14 protein-coding genes are annotated in these 18,401 nt (G+C 61.6%); 8 read left to right on the top strand and 6 right to left on the bottom strand.

What is annotated here, in order from left to right; translation table 11 throughout:
• From fliI to fliF, 4 genes are read right to left on the bottom strand one after another with little or no spacing between them, the layout of a single operon-like run.
• Nucleotides 1-1,359 carry a flagellar protein export ATPase FliI gene (fliI, locus tag MKZ40_RS08455; protein WP_153635811.1) on the bottom strand — a complete coding sequence of 453 codons (1,359 nt, stop codon included), beginning with the start codon at nt 1,357-1,359 and terminating at the stop codon, nt 1-3.
• A 10-nt stretch (nt 1,360-1,369) separates the two neighbouring features.
• Entirely contained in the window at nt 1,370-2,284 is a 915-nt protein-coding gene (locus MKZ40_RS08460) for a flagellar assembly protein FliH (RefSeq protein WP_153635810.1), read from the bottom strand.
• A gap of 31 nt (nt 2,285-2,315) precedes the next feature.
• The gene (fliG, locus tag MKZ40_RS08465) at nt 2,316-3,314 is read right to left on the bottom strand and encodes a flagellar motor switch protein FliG (RefSeq protein WP_153635809.1); all 999 of its coding nucleotides are present in this window, start codon (nt 3,312-3,314) and stop codon (nt 2,316-2,318) included.
• On the bottom strand, nt 3,307-5,085 hold the full coding sequence (gene fliF, locus MKZ40_RS08470) for a flagellar basal-body MS-ring/collar protein FliF (protein ID WP_175088810.1): 1,779 nt from the start codon (nt 5,083-5,085) through the stop codon (nt 3,307-3,309). Before fliF ends, fliG begins: the two co-directional genes overlap by 8 nt.
• Before the next feature lie 269 nt (nt 5,086-5,354).
• Between fliF and fliE the strand changes: the two genes are divergently transcribed.
• Entirely contained in the window at nt 5,355-5,717 is a 363-nt protein-coding gene (fliE, locus tag MKZ40_RS08475) for a flagellar hook-basal body complex protein FliE (RefSeq protein WP_254627009.1), read from the top strand.
• A gap of 204 nt (nt 5,718-5,921) precedes the next feature.
• Here fliE and MKZ40_RS08480 read toward each other — a convergent pair whose 3' ends face one another.
• Nucleotides 5,922-7,619, bottom strand: coding sequence for a flagellin (locus tag MKZ40_RS08480; RefSeq protein WP_175088809.1), 1,698 nt, complete (start codon nt 7,617-7,619; stop codon nt 5,922-5,924).
• Between the two features lie 472 nt (nt 7,620-8,091).
• On the opposite strand from MKZ40_RS08480, the gene MKZ40_RS08485 reads away from it, so the two are divergent.
• Nucleotides 8,092-8,850, top strand: a complete 759-nt coding sequence (locus MKZ40_RS08485; RefSeq protein WP_175088808.1) for an RNA polymerase sigma factor FliA — start codon at nt 8,092-8,094, stop codon at nt 8,848-8,850.
• A gap of 195 nt (nt 8,851-9,045) precedes the next feature.
• Here the strand turns inward: MKZ40_RS08485 and MKZ40_RS08490 are convergent, their stop codons facing one another.
• Complete coding sequence (locus MKZ40_RS08490) at nt 9,046-10,647, bottom strand: MFS transporter (RefSeq protein ID WP_175088807.1); 1,602 nt, start codon at nt 10,645-10,647, stop codon at nt 9,046-9,048.
• A gap of 739 nt (nt 10,648-11,386) precedes the next feature.
• On the opposite strand from MKZ40_RS08490, the gene MKZ40_RS08495 reads away from it, so the two are divergent.
• The 6 genes from MKZ40_RS08495 to MKZ40_RS08520 all read left to right on the top strand — a co-directional run bounded on the left by MKZ40_RS08495 (nt 11,387) and on the right by MKZ40_RS08520 (nt 18,369).
• The gene (locus tag MKZ40_RS08495; protein WP_175088866.1) at nt 11,387-12,376 is read left to right on the top strand and encodes a DctP family TRAP transporter solute-binding subunit; all 990 of its coding nucleotides are present in this window, start codon (nt 11,387-11,389) and stop codon (nt 12,374-12,376) included.
• A 244-nt stretch (nt 12,377-12,620) separates the two neighbouring features.
• Nucleotides 12,621-13,115 (top strand): TRAP transporter small permease, encoded by a 495-nt coding sequence (locus MKZ40_RS08500; protein WP_225346693.1) that lies wholly within the window; start codon nt 12,621-12,623, stop codon nt 13,113-13,115.
• On the top strand, nt 13,105-14,400 hold the full coding sequence (locus MKZ40_RS08505; RefSeq protein WP_175088805.1) for a TRAP transporter large permease: 1,296 nt from the start codon (nt 13,105-13,107) through the stop codon (nt 14,398-14,400). The genes MKZ40_RS08500 and MKZ40_RS08505 overlap by 11 nt, the downstream gene beginning before the upstream one ends.
• Before the next feature lie 426 nt (nt 14,401-14,826).
• Nucleotides 14,827-15,069, top strand: a complete 243-nt coding sequence (locus MKZ40_RS08510; RefSeq protein WP_225346692.1) for a DUF1656 domain-containing protein — start codon at nt 14,827-14,829, stop codon at nt 15,067-15,069.
• Between the two features lie 105 nt (nt 15,070-15,174).
• On the top strand, nt 15,175-16,155 hold the full coding sequence (locus MKZ40_RS08515) for an efflux RND transporter periplasmic adaptor subunit (RefSeq protein WP_175088804.1): 981 nt from the start codon (nt 15,175-15,177) through the stop codon (nt 16,153-16,155).
• Nucleotides 16,156-16,158: 3 nt separating this feature from the next.
• Nucleotides 16,159-18,369: an FUSC family protein gene (locus MKZ40_RS08520; protein ID WP_175088803.1), complete on the top strand. Its 2,211-nt coding sequence runs from the start codon at nt 16,159-16,161 to the stop codon at nt 18,367-18,369.
• Nucleotides 18,370-18,401: the final 32 nt, after the last annotated feature.

Below are 18,401 nucleotides of genomic sequence, written 5' to 3' on the forward strand. Positions count from 1 at the left end.
TCATGGCTGGGCCAGCAATTGTTCGAGCATGTTCGTACTATCGGCAAGACTTGCATGCTGTGTAGTGCCTTGTTGCAGGAAACGTCCCATCGGCTCGTGCAGGCGCACCGCGGCGTCGAGCACCTTGTCGTTGCCGGGCTGGTAGGCGCCGATGGCGATCAGGTCCTGATTGCGCTGATAACTGGAATAGAACTGCTTGAAGCGACGGGCGCGGGTGAGCTGCCGCTCCGGCGCCACCGCCGACATCGCGCGGCTGATCGAGGCTTCGATATCGATGGCCGGGTAGTGGCCGCTTTCCGCGATGCGTCGCGACAGCACGATATGCCCATCCAGAATCGCGCGCGCACTGTCGGCGATGGGGTCCTGCTGGTCATCGCCTTCGGTCAGCACGGTATAGAAGGCGGTGATCGACCCGCCACCACGCCGGCCGTTGCCGGTGCGTTCCACCAGCGCCGGCAGCTTGGCGAATACCGAAGGCGGATAGCCCTTGGTGGCCGGTGGCTCGCCGATGGCCAAGGCTATCTCGCGCTGGGCCATCGCGTAGCGGGTCAGCGAATCCATGATCAGCAGCACATTCTGGCCGTTGTCGCGCAGGGACTCGGCGATGCGCGTCGCGTAGCTGGCGCCCTTGAGGCGATGCAACGGGGTCATGTCGGCCGGCGTGGCCACGACCACGGCGCGCTTGAGACCTTGCTCGCCGAGAATGTTCTCGATGAATTCCTGTACCTCGCGCCCACGCTCGCCGATCAGGCCGACCACGATCACATCGGCATCGGTGAAGCGCGCCATCATGCCCAGCAGCACACTCTTGCCGACGCCAGAACCGGCGAACAGTCCCATGCGCTGGCCACGGCCGACGCTCAGCAAGGCATTGATGGCACGTATGCCGACATCCAGCGGCGTGTCGATGGGCGCGCGCTCCAGCGGATTGAGCGGACGGCTCTCCAGCGGCGCATGTTCGACATCTTCCAGCGGGCCGAGGCCATCCAGCGGGCGACCCACGCCATCGACGACCCGCCCGAGCAGCGCTTCGCCGACCGGATAGCGTCGCTCGCCGACATTGCCATGCCCGAGCGGAAATACCCGCGCGCCCGGTGCGACGCCGCTGAGCGGGTCGATGGGCATCAGGTAGAGGGTCTGATCGGCGAAGCCGACCACCTCGGCCTCGGCCGGCGGCAGGTTCGCGCCCAGCTCGACCAGGCAGCTGGCGCCCACCGGCAGCCGCAGGCCGACCGCCTCCAGCACCAGGCCGGTCGCGCGCACCAGGCGGCCATTGCTGCGCTGGGGCTCGAGGCTCTCGACGCGCTCACGAATGGCGCCCAGCGCACTGCGCCATTGCTGTGCGGAAGAGGTGCTCATGGCGTGTCACTCATGCGCGATCTCCTGCCAGCTCAGTGCGTGCCTGCTCTGGCTGTACATGTTCTGACGCCTGGCGTTGCACGATACGCGAACCGCTGGCCTCGTCCTTGCCATGCAGGCTGCCATCGGCGTTGCCGCGATGGCGCAGCTGGCGTGACAGCATGTCCAGGCGGCTCTCGAGGCTGGCATCGTGACAGCCGCTATCGGCCTCGGCGCGACACCCGCCGAGGCTCAGGCTGGCGTCCGGCAGACATTGCCAACCCAGCCTGGTGAGCTGTTCGCCCATTGCCTGCTCGACGCGCGGCAGGTCGTCAGGATTCAGATACAGGCGCGGGCGGCCGATCAGCGGCGGGTCAGCCGCCAGCAGGCTGCGCACGCTGTCGATGATGTGCTCCGGGTGGGCACGAAATGCCTCGCGGGCCAGATGCTGGCCGACGCTGATGGCCAGTGCCGCCAGCTCATCGCTGATCTGCTCATCCAGGCACGCCAGCGATTGCTGCAGATTCTCGATCAGCGGTGCCAGCTGGGCGGCCTGTTGTTCGAGTGCCTGCTGGGCGGCCTCGGTCTGACGCGTCGCCTGCTCGGCGGCTTCCTGCCTTGCACGCGCCAGACCCGCTTCATAACCGGCTTTCTCACCCGCGGCATAGCCCTCGTCACGTGCCGCCTGTTGCTGCTCTAGCGTCTCCTGCTCGAAGGTCGAGCGAGCACGCTGTGCCATGCGCCGGATCAGGCCGACATCCGGCGCCGCAGTGTGCGGCATGCCGGCTTGAAAGCCGCCACCCGACTGAGACGCTGTGGGCTTGCCATCCAGCGCGTCGAGTTCCAGCGGCTGCCATTGATGCATGTCGTCGCTGCTCTCCACGTCGTGCTCGGTCCACGGCTCAGGCGCGTCACGATGCGGATCAGAACTGGATATGGTCTTCATTAGGCACAGTCCTCACTAGACATGGCGCTCACTAGACATAATCCTCGCCACCGCTGTTGATCACGATCTCGCCGCTGTCGGCCAGTCGACGTACCGTCTGCAGGATGCTCTTCTGCTCGGCCTCGACCTGGCTGACACGCACCGGACCACGCGCCTCCATGTCATCACGCAGCATCTCGGCGGCACGCTGCGACATGTTCTGCAGGAATTTCTGGATGATCGCCTCGGGAGAGCCCTTGAGCGCCGTGACCAGCGTCTCGTTGTCGATTTCCTTGAGCAGCAGCTGGATGGAGCGGTCCTCGAGCCCGACCAGATTCTCGAACACGAACATCTCGTCGATGATCTGCTGCGCCAGACTCTCGTCGTGGTGGCGCATCGCCTCGAGCACCTGCTCTTCCTGCTGCCCCGGCATCAGGTTGAGTATCTCGGCCGCAGTGCGAATACCGCCCATCTTGCTGCGCTTGAGGTTCTGGCCACTGAGCATGTTGCTCAGCACTTCGGTCAGTTCCTGCAGGGCTGCCGGCTGCACGCCACTGAAGGTGGCGATACGCAGCAGCACATCGTTGCGCAGGGTGTCGGAGAAGTGCTCGAGAATCTGCGAGGCCTGATGGCGCTCCAGGTGCACCATGATGGTGGCGATGATCTGCGGGTGCTCGTCGCGGATCATCTCAGCCACCAGCGGCGGCTCCATCAGGTTCAGCGTCTCGATGCCATTGTTCTGACCGGAGCTCTCGTAGATGTCTTCGAGCAGCGAGCTGGCGCGCTCTTGCCCCAGCGCCTTCACAAGCACCGAGCGGATATGGTCGGTGGAGAGCAGATTGACGGCGCTGAACTGCTCGCTGTCGGCGTGGAATGCCTCCAGCGTCTTCGCCATCTGCTCCTGGGTGACCTGCGGCATGTTGGTCATCGTCGCGCTGAGCTGTTGGATCTCCTGGGCAGACAGGAACTTGAAGACCTCTGCGGCGCTGTCCTCGTCGAGACTCATGATCAGGGCAGCGCTGCGTTCCATGTTCGTCAGTGTCTTACTCATGGTGACTCATCCAGTTCTTGAGGATCATGGCGACCATGCGCGGGTCATCGCGGGCCATGTCACGTGCATCCTTGAGGTTCTGCTGATAGGTGGTCGGCGTGCGCGGGCCACTGGCCGGTGCTGCCTGGCTCGCCATCATGCTGCCCAGCTCACCATTGGCCGTCGCCAGGCCAGACTCCATGCCGGCGATGCCACCCGCGGCGCTGCCGGCTGCCTGAGTGCCGGGCGGCTGACCGATGGTCTGGTAGGCCTCCTGCGGACGCAGCAGCGGCTGCAACAGCGGGCGCAGCAACTTGCGATACAGCAGCCAGGCGATGAAGCCGATGATCAGGTAGCGGCCAAGCTCGATGGCCAGCGCCTGCATCTCGGGATTGTTCAACCACTTCTCCCACCACTGCTGTGGCGGGCCGGCGTTCTGCTGCTCGGCGGTCATGAAGGGCGCATTGATGACGCTCAGGCTGTCGCCACGCTCGGCATTGAAGCCCATCGCCTCGCGCACCAGCGAATCGATCTGTGCCAGCTGGTCGGCTGCCAGCGGTTCGCTGGTCGGGTTGCCGTCACTGTCCATGATGCGGCGGTGATTGATCACCACCGCCACCGAGAGATTATCGAGGCGACCCAGGCGCGCACGGGTGTGGCGCACGCGCTTGTTGACTTCATAGTTGATGGTGCTGCTGCGCTGATAGTTGCTCAGACCGCTGGCCGCGTCGTCAGTCTGTGTGGTGCCGTCAGCATTCGCCGCGTCATCGGCATTGATGGGCGAGGCGGCAATCCCCGGGGGCGTGTTGGAGAGGGCACCCGGCACGCCGCCGATGCCGAGCATCTCGCCGGCGCCGATGTTGTTGAGCTGTTCACTGCGCACCGCTGCGCTGCCCGGTTGCTGGTTGGGCGTGTAGTGCTCTTCGGTCTCTTCGGCGTGGGAGAAATCGAGCTGGGCGCTGACCTCGGCGCGGAAGTTGTCGCGTCCCACCAGTGGCGTCAGCAGAGCATTGATGCGCGATTGATAGCTGCGCTCCAGTGCCTGGGCATATTCTAGCGCGCTGCCATCGAGATTGAGCGCATCGCCCGCCGGGCGCGACAGCGGATTGCCGTCCTGATCGACGACGGTGATGTCTTCGCTGGCCAGGCCCTGCACGCTGCCGGCCACCAGGTGCTGGATAGCCTGGATCTGACGTGCCTTGAGCTGCTGTCCGCCCTTGAGTTCTACCACCACGGAAGCGGTCGCTGGGCGGCGCTCGCGCACGAAGACGGAATCTTCCGGCAGTGCCAGGTGCACACGAGCGCTGGACACGGGCTCGAGACTGGCGATGGTGCGCGACAGCTCGCCGGACAGGGCGCGCTGGTAATTGACGTGTTCGGTGAACTGGCTGATGCCGAAGGCCTGGGTATCCATCAGCTCGAAGCCGGAACCGCCCTGGCTGGGCAGGCCCTGCTGGGCAAGTGCCAGACGCAGGCGATAGACATCCTCCTTGGGGACTTCGACGGTGGCGCCTTCATTGCTCAGCCGATAGGGCACGCCGGTCTGCTCCAGCTGCGCGACGATCTCGCCGCCTTCGCTGGCGGGCAGATCACGATAGAGCACACTCCACTGGGTGCCAGCGCCCCACAGCAACAACGCGACGATGACAGCCACGCTGAAGGCGGCCGCCATGATGAGCGGCAGACGTGGCAATGCCGCCAGGCGTGCCAACAAGGGGTTGGCTGGCTTGTCCGATGATTCTGACGTCGTGGAGGTGCCCGACTGGGGCGCTGTCTGGCTGGGTGTACTCATGCAGATGTCCGATAAGCGCCGTGGTCTGAACTCGCAGCGGGTGATTCCAGCAAGCAGGGCGAAACATGAAAACGATGGATCAACAATGTCGCGTTTCGCAGCGCCTTCTTGCGTAGGTTGGCCATTATCGAAGCTGGGCGCACATCCAATCAGACGAATAGCGTCGCAAAACAGGGGTATTAGTCACTTTCAGCCGCTCGACTGACTGGTAGTCTGAGCCCCACTGAAAGCGGCAGACGAATGGCGCGTGTTGAGAAAGGAGAGGCGGGATGGCGATTGAGGCAGTCGGCGCGGCGATGTCATCCGCGATGACGGGCAGTCTGCAGCAGCTCGATCAGATGGCGGCGCAGGCGGCCGGGAGCAACGCTCAGTCGGTGGGCGCAGTGTCAGAGGCCAGCGGCACTGATGCTCAGGGCTTTGCCGGCATGCTCAAGGATTCGCTGGCGCGCGTCAGCCAGTCACAGCAGGTCGCGGCAGGCCAGGCCAGGGCCTTCGAGCTGGGCAGCCCGGATGTCAGCCTCGATCAGGTCATGGTGGCAGGCCAGAAGGCCTCACTGGAATTCGAGATGACCGTACAGGTGCGCAACAAGCTGCTGAGTGCCTACAAGGAAATCATGAACATGGCGGTGTGATTCATGCCCACATTCCAATGAAAAAGGGCAGACGCGATGCGTCTGCCCTTTTTGTTTGCTGCTGCTGGATATTGCTGACGGAGATTGAAATGCACGAGCGCTGTTGACTAAAAGGAGCAATATCAACAAGGCCACTAACCTCTGCCAACGACCGGCCTGCCACTCTTGCTCAGTGACAGGCCTATGCAGCATGTGAGCCAGAGATCAGCCCAGCAGAGACAGCACGTTCTGCGGTACCTGGTTGGCCTGTGTCAGCATGGAAGTCCCCGCCTGCTGCAGAATCTGTGCAGTGGTCATGCTGGAGACTTCTTCTGCATAGTCAGCATCCTGAATACGCGACTGGGCAGACGCCAGGTTGGTTTCGGTCGTCGCTAGGTTGGTGATGGCAGAGTCGAAACGGTTCTGCACGGCACCGAGGTCCGAGCGCATGCCATCAACTTGTTTTAGTGCATCATCCAACGCTGCGAGCGGGTCTTTTGTAGCAGTTGCATCACTTGTGCTTTCGAGTGTTAAGCTGCCATCTTCTTTTGCATAAATTTCGTTGCCAGCACCATCGGTGATTTTTCCATTGTCATTGGCATAAATGGTTTCGCCTGCAGTTCCAGCGAACTTTGAGCTATCAAAGCCAGAAGTAAATAAAGCATTGCCTGCACCAGCAATACCGCCGGTGACAGCATTGGCGTTAGTGATCGAGAAATTATCTCCTGTAGTCGCTACGTCATCGTCGAGATCAATGTTGTAAGAGCTAGCAGCGTCAGCGTTGATATCTTTTTCAAGTTGTGCTTTAGAGGTTGTCAGGTTGGTAGCAGAAAATTCATCATCGTTGGCTGAAGCTGCATAAGTAGTGTTGCCGGACTTTATGTAATTGTCTGCGCCAGCTAAAGTATTGGTGTTGCCTTGGGATAAGTAAGTCGTTATATCTGAAATTGAAGCTTGAGTATCAGATCCTGAATTGGTTTCACTAAGGTTGTTCGCGCCATCGAAATAAAGCTTGTTTCCACTGTTGGCATCAGTGAGATTTCCACTGTCGTCAACCAGAACCTCTTGTTCCTCGCCGCCAAGTGAGATAGTGATAGCATTTGTGTCACCTGCAGAAGGTGTGAGCTGAGTGGCTGTACCAGCGCCACCAATATCTGCTACTGTTGCATCATAGCTGAAGGATTCACTGTCAGAAGCATAAGTGTATACTGTTCCACTTCCACCAACTTGGGTTATCTTTGCTCCATCCTCAGTGATTTCTCCAAATACGTCACTAATCGTAGCAGCTGCATTGAAGTCTGCGTCAGTATATTGGCCAGCTATACTTGTAGACTCTGCAAAACCTGCTGCCATTAAATCTGTTTCAGTGGCAGTGTTATTTTTTATTCCATTGCCATCAACATTAAAGCCCGTCAGGCCCAAGGTTTCAGTATTGATCTGCTTGAGGTCAATTGTGATTACTTCACCATCATTGGCCCCCACCTGGATGCTCATGGTGTTGTCTTCTTGAAGAACGTCAATACCATTGAAACTTGTCTGTTCAGAGATACGAGTGATTTCTTCAAGACGTAGATCAATTTCATTCTGAATGGAAGTCAGGTCATCGGCGTTATTGGTCCCATTCTGTGCTTGGACAGTCAGCTCACGGACACGCTGCAGGTTATCGTTGACCTGATTCAATGCGCCTTCAGCGGTCTGGGCGACGGAGATGCCGTCGTTGGCGTTACGCTGCGCCTGGGACAGGCCGGTGATCTGGGAATCCATGCGGTTGGCGATGGCCTGACCGGCGGCGTCGTCCTTGGCGCTGTTGATACGCAGGCCGGAGGACAGACGTTCCATGGAGGTGTTCAGGGCGTTCTGGGACTGATTCAGGTTCTGCTGAGTCACCATGGAAAGGGTATTGGTATTGATCACTGAAGCCATGTGTCACTTCCTGTCGTAATGGGGAGATAGATGGCGTGTCGCCAGTAACGACTCCTGTGCCGTTGCTTCAGTTATCGTCGCGGCGCGACAGAACTTTAGAAATTTTTTGCAGCCTTTTGACCTTTCTCATTCCGGCTGTCTCGCTGGCTTTCCTTGCGCGCTCTTCATACGGGCGCTCCTCGTGACATCCTCGCTCCACTCTCGCTTCACCCTCGCGACATTCTGTCGATCTGCTGTCGGGGTTGTACGTGTCTCGTCTTCCCTCTTTGTCTCTTCACGTCTGCCTTCATTTCCGCCTCCCCGAGGCAGAGTGGCGACGTAAGGCAGGAAAGCCGTCGCTGAGGGTAGCTATTCGAGCGAATGGTTTGTGGCGGGGGCGCGACAATACGCTGGGAACAGGAGTCCCGAGGATGGGGGGGCACGACCCTGAGTCAAACGACCCCGAGGGATGCAAGCGAGGACCAGGACGCCGATGTATACCGCCAATGGGCGCATGGCCCAGCAGGATATCTACTCTGAATACCAACCGCTGGTGCGCCGGATCGCGCTGCAGCTGCAAGTGCGCTTGCCAGCGAGTGTCGATCTCGAGGATCTGATTCAGGCTGGCATGTTGGGGCTGTGTGAATGCGTGGGCCGCTATGAGCAGGGTCACGGCGCCAGCTTTGCCACCTATGCCAGTCAGCGCATCCGCGGCGCGATGCTCGATGAGCTGCGCTCGCGTGACTGGTTGCCACGCAGTGTGCGGCGGGCCGGGCGCGAGCTAGAGAGCGTGATCCAGCAGCTGGAGCAGAGCCTGGGCTATCCGCCGGAGGAGACCCAGATCGCCGCCGCCATGGGGCTTGAGCTGGAAGATTACCGACGCCTGCTGCTGGACACCAACAACGGCATGGTGATGTCGCTGGACGAGATGATGGATGAGGAAGGCGGGCTGGCGGGCGGTTATACCTCGCCCGAGGCGACGCCCTTCGCCACGCCGTTTGCCTTGCCGCACGAGGCGCTGGAAGAGGCCGATACGCGGCGGGCCTTGAATGAGGCCATCGCGCGGCTGCCGGAGCGCGAGAAGCTGTTGATGGCGCTCTACTATCAGGAGAAGCTCAACCTCAAGGAGATCGGCGCGGTACTCGATGTCACCGAATCGCGTGTCTCGCAGCTGCATTCCCAGGCCGTGCGTCGGCTGCAGGGTGTGCTGGCACCGCATCTGGTGGCGCGGGCGGGCAAGCGTCGCCGTTGAGTCTGTATCGTCTTGAGCCTTCTTCGTTTCCCCGAGCTTTATCCTCTTGCTGAACCGTCTTGCTGTTACGCCTGCCCTTGTGTCTCCTGTCTCCTGTCTCACTTTCTCCTGTCCCTATTCCGCCCGCCCCAACCAAGAACACCGCCCTGAGAGGCGGTGTTCTTGGTTATCACTCGAGCATGTCGTCAGACGTGATCAGTAGCTCTCGCGCTCCGGTTCCGACTTGACGCGGCGTTCCTCTTCGCTGAGGTGCTGGGCCTGCTCGTCGATATGGCCATCCAGATGCCAGTCGTCTTCCATGCCGGTGACGCGGTCGTTCATCACGCCTTCCTCATTGTCGACCTGCTGCACGACGCCTTCTTCTGTTTCAGAGGCGGCTTCCTGTTGCTGGGCAGCGAGCTCTTCCTCGCTCAACTCCGGCTCAGGTTCGGCATCGAAGTCGAATTCCAGCTGACCGGTTTCCGGCTCGGTGATGGCTTCCTCGACCCAGGCGGCGCTCAGCGGACTGGTGGTGGAGGGCGCCACTACATAGTGGCCGGGGTGATCGCCTTCCTCGGCATCCAGTTCCTGACGCGGCTTGCTGGTGACACTGGCGGCCAGAATCACGATCAGCACGTGTATGGCGGTCAGGGTATAGAGGAAGCCGACGGCCCCGAAGCGCTCCATCAGCAGACCCGCGGTGAGCGGGCCCAGAATCGCGCCCGCGCCATGCATCAGCACCAGCGTGCCGCTGGCGGAGATGATCTGTGGCGTGGTCAGCAGGTTGTTGGCCGCGGCCAGGAACAGCGAGTACTGGGTCAGGATCAACCCGCCGAGGCCTGCACCCAGCAGCGCCATGGTCAGCATGCTGCCACCACTGAACGGCACGCCGCCGATGGACAGCGCGATCGCCCCGAGACTGCAGCCCAGAATCACCTTCTTGGCCGACAGCTTGTCGGAGAGCTTGCCCAGCGGCCATTGCAGCAGGGCGGCACCCAGAATGAAGGCACCCATGAACCAGGAGACTTCCTGCACCGGCAGGCCCGCGCGGTCGGCATACACCGCGCCCATGCCGAAGACGGTGCCATTGGCGATGCCAGTGGCGAAGCCGCCCAACGTCCCTAGTGGGGCAAGGCGCAGCAGACGCACCAGTCCCATCGCCTCCGGCTGCGCGCCTTCCGGTTGTGGTGAGGCGGACAGCAGCATCGGCACCAGCGCCAGCGACATGATCACCGACACCAGGATGAACAGCAGATAGGTGTCCGGGTTGGCGACGTTGAGCAGCAACTGGCCGCCGCCCATGCCCAGATAGGTGATCACCATGTAGATGGCCAGCAGACGGCCACGCATCTGGTTGGTCGCCTGGCTGTTGAGCCAGCTCTCCGCGACCACGTAGAGGCCGGCGAAGGCGAAGCCGGTGATGAAACGCATGGCGATCCACACCTCGGGCACCACATAGAGTGCGTGGATCAGGATGCACACCGAGGTGATGGAGGCCAGCGCCGCGAAGGTGCGCACATGACCGACCCGGCGCAGCTTGCGTGGCGCAAGCGTCGAGCCGAGCAGGAAGCCGGCGAAGTACGCCGACATGATGATGCCCGTCATGGTGTTGCTGAAGCCTTCCGAGGAGGCGCGAATCCCCAACAGACTGCCCTGCAGTCCGTTGGCCAGCATCAGCATCCCCATTCCCAGCAGCAGCGACCACAGAACGACCGCTGCGCCGAGACTGCTGGTCGGCTGCAGTCGTTTGCGCGAGGTGTCGAGCGGCTCGGTCTCGAAGGTGGGAGTGGGTATGGCTTCCTGCTGGGGGTTCGGCATGGAAGGGGGCCTCATCAGTCAGGGTCGGGACCGTGGGAGCGGTGCCGACGAGATGTCAGGTACGACACTTGCGTGCGTGATGTTGGTCAGTCGTGGTCGGTCCTTGCGGGAACGGCGCTCAGTCTACCGACCGAATCCGGAGTCTGCGACCCGTGGTGCGCCATTGTGTGGTTGAAAGGCGACATATCGTGAAATTTGTCTCAAGGATGTAGTGTGGTGGATAAATATACAGTGCTTCATGAAATCATGACCCGACCCGGGCTCGGGACACCCTGGCGCTGTAAAAGCACGGCATCCTGCAAAGGGCAATATCGTCAAACTCGCTGTTGGCGGGGCCTGCGCGAGGGTTGGCCCTCTTGCATTGCTGGATGCGCTCCTTGGCGACACACGCTGATGACACCACATGGTCGAGCGTTTCGTACGCAAGAGGTCTCGGAAAACCCGATGGGTGGATGCATATACAGTGATCGGTAATGCAGCGAGATAGCATGTGAGCGTCGAAAAAGCGCCGATCTGTCGCATGGTCGAATGGTCAGCGACCAAAGTAGATGCGAATCTGCCTCTGGACACACTCAACAACATCATAATCAAGAGGTTATTCATGACCCTGACCGCTGCACACGCCAACGCTGGCCCCGCCTCTCGTCATCTGCGTCACCGCTGTTCGGATCATTCTCCAGCTCTTTCTCAAAGCCAGACCGCGCGCCCGCGTGTCGCTGCCACGGGTCGCTCTGCCCTGATGGCCGGCGTGCTTGGCCTGGCTCTGCTGTCACCGCTGATGGCGAGTGATGCCGAGGCGCGTGAGCTGTCCGTCTCCACCGTGCTGTCGGATGCCTTCCCGTGGGGACAGGCGGCCGAGAAGTGGGCCGAACTGGTAGAGGAGCGCTCCGGTGGCGAGCTCACCCTGCGTGTCTATCCGAATGCCCAGCTGGTGGCGGGGGACCAGACCAAGGAGTTCTCGGCCATGCGTCAGGGGCTGATCGATCTCGCGGTGGGCTCGACCATCAACTGGTCGCCCCAGGTACCGGAGCTCAATCTGTTCTCGCTGCCGTTCCTGATGCCGGACCACGCCGCCATCGATGCGCTGACCCAGGGCGAGTCGGGCAAGCAGGTCTTCGCCGCCATCGAGTCCAAGGGCATCAAGCCGCTGGCGTGGGGCGAGAACGGCTTCCGTGAGGTGTCCAATTCCTCGAAATCGATCACCTCGCCGGATGACCTGAAGGGCCTGAAGATTCGTGTGGTGGGCTCGCCGCTGTTCCAGGACACCTTCACGGCGCTGGGTGCCAACCCGACCCAGATGAGCTGGGCCGATGCCAAGCCGGCACTGACCACCGGTGCGGTGGATGGACAGGAGAACCCGCTGTCGGTGTTCGATGTCGCGCGCATCGATCAGGTCGGTCAGACCCACCTGACGCTTTGGCACTACATGGCGGACCCGCTGATCTTCGCCGCCAACCAGCGCGTGTGGAAGTCGCTCAGTGAACAGGAGCGCACTCTGCTGACCGAGACCGCCAAGGAAGCGGGTGCCTGGGAGATCGCCATGAGTCGTGAGGGCAATGCCCAGCGGCTGGCGGACATCGAGGCGCGCGGCGTGAATGTCGTCAAGCTGGATGAGGATGCGATGCAGACCTTCCGTGACGCCACCCAGTCGGTCTACGCCAGCTGGACACCCAAGATCGGCGAGTCGCTGGTCGAGACGGCACGTGCCGAGGTCGAGGCCTCGCGCTGAGTCTGCCAGGGCCACCATCGCTGCTGCTCACTGAGCAGATGACATCGGGAATAATGCGGTCTGTGCGCGTTATTGAGTGAAGAACCACGCCGGGGCCTGACAGCCTCGGCGTTCGTGTGGATCGCGTGTCATGTCGCAAAAGTCGCAACAATCCTCTCAACAAGCATCACCTCAAACGTCGCAACGAGCTCTGCAAGACGGCGCCAATGGAGCGCCTGCCCCCACGGACAGGCCACCGCCACGCGTGCGGCCGGAGTCCTGGCTGGCGGCGTTGGCGCTGGGACTGATCGGTATCATCAGTCTGGCCAATGTGGTGGTGCGTTATGCCACCGATGCCTCCTTTGCCTTTACCGAGGAATTCTCGGTCTTCCTGCTGGTGTTGTTGACGCTGGCGGGCGCCTCGGTGGCGATTCGCCGTCAGGCGCATATTCGTATCGCATTGCTGGAAGACGTGCTGCCGTTGCCGCTCTGGCGACTGGTCGTGATCGTGCAGACCCTGGCGGTGCTGGTCGTGCTGGGGCTGGTGGTGTGGTTCGGGGGGACCTTCGCGCTGGAGGAGTATCAGTGGGACTCGCTGTCACCGGGGCTGGGTCTGCCCAACTGGTGGTACGTGATCTGGCTGCCCATATTGGCGCTGGCGATGGCCTGGCGTCAGTTGCAGCAGTGTGTCGAGCGTCTTTCGCAAGGGCCCGGTCAAAATGCGTCGTCAGAGCACAAGGAGTCAGATCATGAGTCCTGATCTCTGGTTGCTCGCCAGTTTTGCCGCCCTGTTGATACTCGGCGTGCCGGTGGCCTTCGCGCTGGGGCTCTCGGGTGCGGTGGGTATCGTCGCGGGGCTGCCGGTCAGCATGCTAGCCACCCTCGGCACCAATACCTACAACAGCATCGCCAAGTATCCGCTGATCGCCATTCCGCTGTTCATCCTGACGGGGCTGGTGTTCGAGCGTGCCGGTGTGGCGGCGCGGCTGGTGCGCTTTGCCCAGGCGCTCATCGGCCCGCGTCACGGGGGGCTCGCACTGGTGGCGGTGCTGGTATGCCTGATCATGGGCGGCATGAGCGGCTCCGGCCCGGCGGATGCGGCCGCGGTGGCGATGGTGATGATCCCCAGCATGACTCGGGCGGGCTACCCCAGGGCGTTCTCGGCGACGCTGATTGCGGCCTCGGCCTCCACGGCGATCCTGATCCCGCCGTCCATCGCGCTGATCCTCTATTCCATCGTGGTGCCGGGGGTGGATCTGCGTGCGCTGTTTGCCGCGGGCCTGATTCCGGGCTTGCTGGTGGGCGTGGCCTTGCTGCTGCCGGCCTGGTTCCTTTCGCGTCGCTATCGCTGGGAAGACCCGACTCAGGTAGAGCGTATCGCGCTGGGTCCGGCGTTCCGCGCAGCGATCCCGGCCCTGCTCGCGCCGGTGATCATCCTCGGCGGACTGCGCTCAGGCCTCTTCACGCCCACGGAAGCGGCGGTAGTGGCCGCCGCCTATGGGCTGTGTGTCGGGTTATTCATCACCCGCGAGCTCAAGCTCTCCCAGGTGTGGGAACTGCTCAGAGAGGCGGCCGTCATCTCCGGTGTGGTGATGCTGATCATCGCGCTGGCGGGCATATTCGCCTGGGCGGGCACCATGCTGGGTACCTTCCGGCATCTGGCCGAATGGCTGATCACGCTGTCGGATAGCGGAACGACGCTGCTGATTCTGGTGATGGTGGCAGTGCTGATTGCCGGGATGCTGCTGGATGCGGTCTCCATCTACCTGATCCTGATGCCGGTGCTGATTCCGGTGATGCAGCACTTCGGCTGGCATCCGGTGTGGTTCGGTATCCTGCTGGCGATGAACATCGCGATCGGGCAGTTCACCCCGCCAGTGGCGGTCAATCTGATGGTGACCAGTAGCGTGGCCGGGGTCCGGCTCGAGAAGACGGTAGGTTGGGCCATGGTCTTCGTGGTGGCGATGCTGGCAGCGCTGGCGGTGGTGATGTTGTTCCCTGAGCTCGCCCTGTGGCTGCCACGCGTGCTCGGCTACGCGGTGTAGCAATCTGCAGGAAGCAGGAAGTGGAAAAAACAAGACGGCTTGCCTTCCGGGTAAGCCGTCTTGCGTTCGGGGCACCTTGTACTCTGCTACTACCTGAATACTTGGCGTCCAGGCTGATTGTTCCAATTAGCGTTCAGCCAAATTGAGAGCGGATTCTGGTCGCCCGTTGTGCGAGGAATGGGGTGATTCTTCTGACGCAACGGTGCGCGACGGCAAAAAATGTTAGCCTGCATATATTCTCAGCGACGACGCTGCCCTCCAGATCCGCATGGTGGAACAGTCCACTCGCGGACCTTGAATGCGCACGAGTCTGCCACCATCGTTGAACGCTGATTGTACGCATGTCAGTCGGGATTTTGTCAGGTGGGACCAAGCTCTCGCATGACGCAAGCCAGATCTCGCATAACACAGGATTAGGACATCTCGATGAAGGAAATCGCTGCAGGCAATGATGTTGCGCCTGGCTTCAATGCGCTGCATGAAATGGTGGTCGGGGAATTCCTGATCAGCCCGATGCTGGTCTATGCGCTGGTCGCCTTGCTGGCGGCGGGTATCATTCGCACGCTGCTGCATCGTCTGTTGGCCAATCACGAGCTCTGGTTCGAGGCCTGGTTCGATATCTCGCTGTTTGTCATCTGTCTGGCGGCGGTGGTCGCCCTCGTGACGTGACGTGCGCCATTCCTTCAGCGTTACGCCATTCGTGATCCCGATCTTCCCATGCCCCGTTTCGTGGCACCCATTTTCCCCAGCCCCTCTATTCCCCAAGGAAACCGCATGCGCAACCTGCGACACAAAGCCGTCAAATGGATCATCACTCTCTGTCTGGTGGCGGCTGCAGCCTGGTGTGCGGTGTGGCTGTGGAATACCTACATGTACAGTCCCTGGACGCGCGACGCCCGGGTGCGCGCCGAGGTGATCACGTTGAGCCCGGATGTCTCCGGTTGGGTGCGTGAGCTGAATGTGGCGGATACCACGCGCGTCAAGGAAGGGGACGTCATCCTTCAGGTCGATCGTGCGCGCTATGAGGCCGCGCTCGCCAAGGCCAAGGCCAGTCTCGCCAGTGCCAGGGCGACCCTGAGTCTGAAGGAGCATGAAGCCAATCGTCGTGGTCGCTTGACCAATCGTGCCATCAGTGAGGAAGAGCGCGACAGTGCGCGTCTGGAAGCCGAAGTCGCCCGCGCCGACGTGCAACAGGCCGAAGCCGCGGTGCAATCCGCGCAGCTGGATCTCGATCGTACGCGTCTTGTGGCACCCGCCGACGGTAGCATTCTCAACATGCACCTCAGTCAGGGCAATTACGTCACGGCCGGCACGGCGGTGATGGCGCTGATCAAGGAAGACTCCTTCTACCTGAGCGCCTACTTCCAGGAGACCAAGCTGCAGCATGTGCGTCCGGGCGATCCGGTCCAGATCACGCTGATGAGCGGCAATGAAGACTTCAAGGGGCGGGTCGTGGGGATCGGTCAGGGCATCGCCGATGACAATACCGCGACCAATGCCCAGCAGCTGCCTCAGGTCAGCGCCACCTTCAGTTGGGTGCGTCTGGCGCAGCGCATTCCGGTACGGGTGGAATTTGATGATATCGAGGCGGTACGTGCCTCAGGTGTCAATCTTGCCGCCGGCATGACGGCGAGTGTCAGGCTGATCACTGCTGAGGATGGCAAGGATGAGACCAGTCATGCCAAGGCGGATCCTGCCAAGGCGGAACCTGACGAGATAGATCAGGCCGCCCAAGACGCAGACGGGAAGCACTGATCCATGTCTCCCGCTCTGGCCGCCTTTCTCAGGCCTTCGCCGTTCGCCCTGAAGTTCGCCACCAAGGGTGTGCTGGCGATGGCGCTGGCCCTCTACGCCGCCTTCTTCTTCGACCTCGATCGACCCTATTGGGCGCTGATCTCGGCGGCGTTTCTGCAGACACGTCCGATGTCGGGCATGGTGGTCGAGAAGGGCATCTGTCAGGTCACGGGTACCTTCGTCGGTACCTGTGTGGCCGTGGTGATCATGGGCTGCTTTGCCCAGGTACCCGAACTGGCGCTGGGCTCGGTCACACTGTGGATCGGGCTATGTATCTATGGCGCCTCGCTGACGCACAACAATCTGTCCTATGGCTGTGTGATGGCGGCGGTGGCCTGCATGATCATCGTGGTGCTGACGTCCTCGGCGCCGGATGACTTCTTCTCGGTGGCGCTGGCCCGTCTCAGTGAGCTGAGTCTCGGCGCGCTGTGTGCTGTCGTCGTGAGTGCGCTGCTATGGCCGATACGGGTACGGGATCATCTCGGCCAGCTGGCGGACACAGCGGTGAATGCCACCTTCCGCTATATGGCGCTGGCGTTCTCGATGCCGTTAGAGGGAGGCAAGACAACTGGACGGCAAAAGGATCAACATCAGGAACGCATGGCGATGCTCGAGCAGATGATGACCGGGTTGGAGGCGCTCAACAATCTCGAGATCGATGCTCACTCGGCGCGTTATGAAGGCCCCCAAGGCAAGGGACGTATTCGCGGTGTTCACTTGCTGACACGGCGCAGCATGCGTCTCTACGCGACACTCAAGGCCCTGCACCAGCTGCGTCATCCCGAGTTCTTTGTGCCATCACAGAACGATGACGGTGGGGCAAGCGCACAGCCCAACGAGTTGAACCAGGTAAAGAGAGAGGAAGCCGAGCGTTTCAGTCAGCCGACCCAGGACCTGATGCAACGTCTGGGCGCGGCTTTACAAAGCATGGCCGACAATCAGGGCACGGCCCAGGCTCGCAAGACGCTCAAGGAGCTGCGCGGGGAATGTCTGCGCCTGTCACGCGGTCAGCGAAGCATCACCGCGCTGGAAGCCAGATTGCTGTTCAGTCTGCGTGAGGTGCTGGGGCATGCGCTGGTCATCCTGCAGGCACGTGAGGTCATCAATCATCCCGACCGTCATCAGCTGCGTCAGCCAAGCATGAGTTGGCACCGCGATCACGGACGCGCCGCCATTGATGCGATCCGCGCGATGACCATCTTCAGCGCCACGGCTATCTTCTGGCTTGCGACGGCGTGGGACAACGGGGCGGTGGCCATGCTGCTAGGGACTTTGTTCTCGGGCATCTTCGTCAGCCGTGGTGATCCGGCGCCGATCATTCCGATGGTGCTCAAGGGCTTGCTGCTGGCGGTCCCGAGCGTATTGCTGTTCGGCAATGTCATGCTCAGTCACGCCCACCACTTCGTGCCCTTTGTGACCATCTTCAGTATTCCTCTGTTCCTCGGCCTGATGGGGTCCGTCGTGCCGGCGCTGGCGGGTATCGCCTTGCCCTTCGTGGTGTTCAATATTCTGCTGGTGATGCCGGACAACGGTATGACCTTCGATGTCGCCTATACCCTCAATCGAAGTCTGGCAGCCGGGATCGGTCTGATCGTGACCATCATTGGATTCCGCCTGATCCCTGTGCCGGGAGCCGGTTGGGACAAGCGCCAGCTGATTCGCGCCACGGCGAGTGATATTCGTGAGCTGGCGGAGCGCTCTACCGAACGCCTGGACAGCTGGTTCGGCGGCCGTATGGGCGACAGGCTGTTGCGCCTGGCCCGGCATGAGCAGACTCGCAGTCGTGAACAGGAAGCGCGCCGCAGTGGCGAAACTGCAAACGGCCAGCCCGATGCTGCACAGGAGCAAGTGCTCGGAATGCCGCTACTGACGCTGGGCCTGACAGGGATGGATATCGGACGCGGCATAGGCTTCGTGCGGCGGGAATTGGGCAACGATGTGCCGCGCCCGGTACAGCACGCCTTGCGCGAATTGATCCATGGGCTGGCGGATGACTATCAGCGCTGTGCCCGAGGGGAGAGCCCTACCAGAATGCGTGCGGCCGGCGATCGATTATGCGAAGTGATCGAGCAACATCGCACCATGAGTCGGCACAAGCAGGCGCTGCTGGCGGGCTGGCTGACGCGAGTTCAGCTAACCTTGCAAAGTGATGCATTGCTTCAGCGGCAACAGTGATAACGGCCGCTATCCGAAAGTGACTTGCCAGG

The sequence above is a fragment of the Cobetia sp. BMC6 genome, from assembly GCF_029991385.1.
Lineage (GTDB): Bacteria > Pseudomonadota > Gammaproteobacteria > Pseudomonadales > Halomonadaceae > Cobetia.

What these genes read in the sequence shown, in the direction of transcription:
- fliI (WP_153635811.1), bottom strand. Translation starts at nt 1,359, where the DNA reads ATGAGCACCTCTTCCGCACAGCAATGGCGCAGTGCGCTGGGCGCCATT.
- MKZ40_RS08460 (WP_153635810.1), bottom strand. Translation starts at nt 2,284, where the DNA reads ATGAAGACCATATCCAGTTCTGATCCGCATCGTGACGCGCCTGAGCCG.
- fliG (WP_153635809.1), bottom strand. Translation starts at nt 3,314, where the DNA reads ATGAGTAAGACACTGACGAACATGGAACGCAGCGCTGCCCTGATCATG.
- fliF (WP_175088810.1), bottom strand. Translation starts at nt 5,085, where the DNA reads ATGAGTACACCCAGCCAGACAGCGCCCCAGTCGGGCACCTCCACGACG.
- fliE (WP_254627009.1), top strand. Translation starts at nt 5,355, where the DNA reads ATGGCGATTGAGGCAGTCGGCGCGGCGATGTCATCCGCGATGACGGGC.
- MKZ40_RS08480 (WP_175088809.1), bottom strand. Translation starts at nt 7,619, where the DNA reads ATGGCTTCAGTGATCAATACCAATACCCTTTCCATGGTGACTCAGCAG.
- MKZ40_RS08485 (WP_175088808.1), top strand. Translation starts at nt 8,092, where the DNA reads ATGTATACCGCCAATGGGCGCATGGCCCAGCAGGATATCTACTCTGAA.
- MKZ40_RS08490 (WP_175088807.1), bottom strand. Translation starts at nt 10,647, where the DNA reads ATGCCGAACCCCCAGCAGGAAGCCATACCCACTCCCACCTTCGAGACC.
- MKZ40_RS08495 (WP_175088866.1), top strand. Translation starts at nt 11,387, where the DNA reads ATGGCCGGCGTGCTTGGCCTGGCTCTGCTGTCACCGCTGATGGCGAGT.
- MKZ40_RS08505 (WP_175088805.1), top strand. Translation starts at nt 13,105, where the DNA reads ATGAGTCCTGATCTCTGGTTGCTCGCCAGTTTTGCCGCCCTGTTGATA.
- MKZ40_RS08510 (WP_225346692.1), top strand. Translation starts at nt 14,827, where the DNA reads ATGAAGGAAATCGCTGCAGGCAATGATGTTGCGCCTGGCTTCAATGCG.
- MKZ40_RS08515 (WP_175088804.1), top strand. Translation starts at nt 15,175, where the DNA reads ATGCGCAACCTGCGACACAAAGCCGTCAAATGGATCATCACTCTCTGT.
- MKZ40_RS08520 (WP_175088803.1), top strand. Translation starts at nt 16,159, where the DNA reads ATGTCTCCCGCTCTGGCCGCCTTTCTCAGGCCTTCGCCGTTCGCCCTG.